Annotated in this window: 1 protein-coding gene; it reads left to right on the top strand. The window is 74.5% G+C overall.

Going from position 1 to position 1,331, the window contains the following annotated elements; translation table 11 throughout:
• Positions 1-1,331, top strand: a 1,331-nt coding sequence (locus tag FNQ90_RS23445; RefSeq protein WP_182608180.1) for an MATE family efflux transporter, incomplete at both ends; no start/stop codon positions are given.

Raw genomic sequence — 1,331 nt, 5'->3', positions numbered from 1 at the left:
ACCGTGATCTGGGTGAGCCCGGCGTCCGCCCGATGATCGCCCTCGCCCTGCCCCTGCTCGTCGCCGGGCTCACCCAGATCACGGTGGGCGTGGTGGACACCGTGCTGCTCGCCCGGCTCTCCACCGAGGGCCTGGGGGCCCTCGCGCTGTCCGCGCCGGTGTACCTGGTGGCGCTGATCATCGCGCGCGGTTGGGCCGGGGCCGTGCAGGTCCGCGTCGCGCACCACCACGGCGCGGGCCGCTCCGCGGACCTGGCCCGCACGGTCCGGGTGGGGGTCCTCGGCGCCCTCCTGGCCGGCACGGTCGTCGGCGCCGTGCTGTACGCGACGGCCGTGCCCATCCTCACCGTGCTCGGCGCCCCCGACGAGGTGATCGGCCCCGGCACCGGCTACCTGCGGATCCTCGCCTGGGCCGTGCCGGCCGCCGCCGTCACCTTCACCCTCCAGGGCGCCTGCGCCGGCATCGGCGCCACCCGCGTCACCATGTACAACGCGCTGCTGGTCAACGCGGTGAACCTGCCGCTCGGCCTGCTGCTGATCTTCCGCGCCGGACTCGGCGTCACCGGTGCCGCGCTCTCCACCCTGATCGCCACCCTCGTCGGCGCGGGCTACCTGCTGCTGTACTGCCGTGTCCGCCTGCCCCGGGACACCACGGGCGCCGAGGACGTGCCCGCCGTCGCGCGCGGCCTGTGGCGCATCGGCTGGCCCGAGATGAGCACCATGGGCATCGGCTATCTCAACGAGGCGCTGCTCACCGGCTTCGCCGCCCGGATCGGCGCCGCCGACCTGGCCGCCTACCGCCTGGTGGACACCCTCACCCTGATCGTCTTCACCCTCCTGGGCTCCGCCGCGACCGCGCTGACCGTGCTCGCCGGCCAGGAGCTGGGCGGCGACCGCCCCGACCGGGCACTGGAGCGCCACCGCACCGGCCTGTGGCTGCTGCTCGGCCTGGTGGGGGCGAGCGGGTTGATCGCGCTGGTGCTCGCCCGACCTGCGTACTCCCTGGTCGTCGAGGACCCGACGGTCGCCGAACTGGCCCGGGCCACCACCCCGTTGGCCCTGCTGGGCATGGTGCCACTGGCCTGGGCGATGTCCCGCGGCTCGATGCTGCGGGCGGCGGGGGAGACCCGCTGGATCATGGTCGCCTCGGTCACCGGGGACTACTTGCTGCTCATCCCGCTGGGGTGGTACCTGGGCGTGCACCTGGGATGGGGCCTGCCGGGCATCTACACCGCCTGGCTCGGTTTCTCCCTGCTCTACGGCCTGCTGCTGCACCTGCGGTTCCGCCGCCGCTTCCGACGTCCGACCCCACCCGACCGCACGCCCCTGCCC

Source organism: Streptomyces alkaliphilus (assembly GCF_014141535.1).
GTDB classification, from domain to species: domain Bacteria; phylum Actinomycetota; class Actinomycetes; order Streptomycetales; family Streptomycetaceae; genus Streptomyces; species Streptomyces alkaliphilus.
Note: the sequence above shows the minus strand (reverse complement) of the source record. Positions and strands in the feature narration are given on the sequence as shown.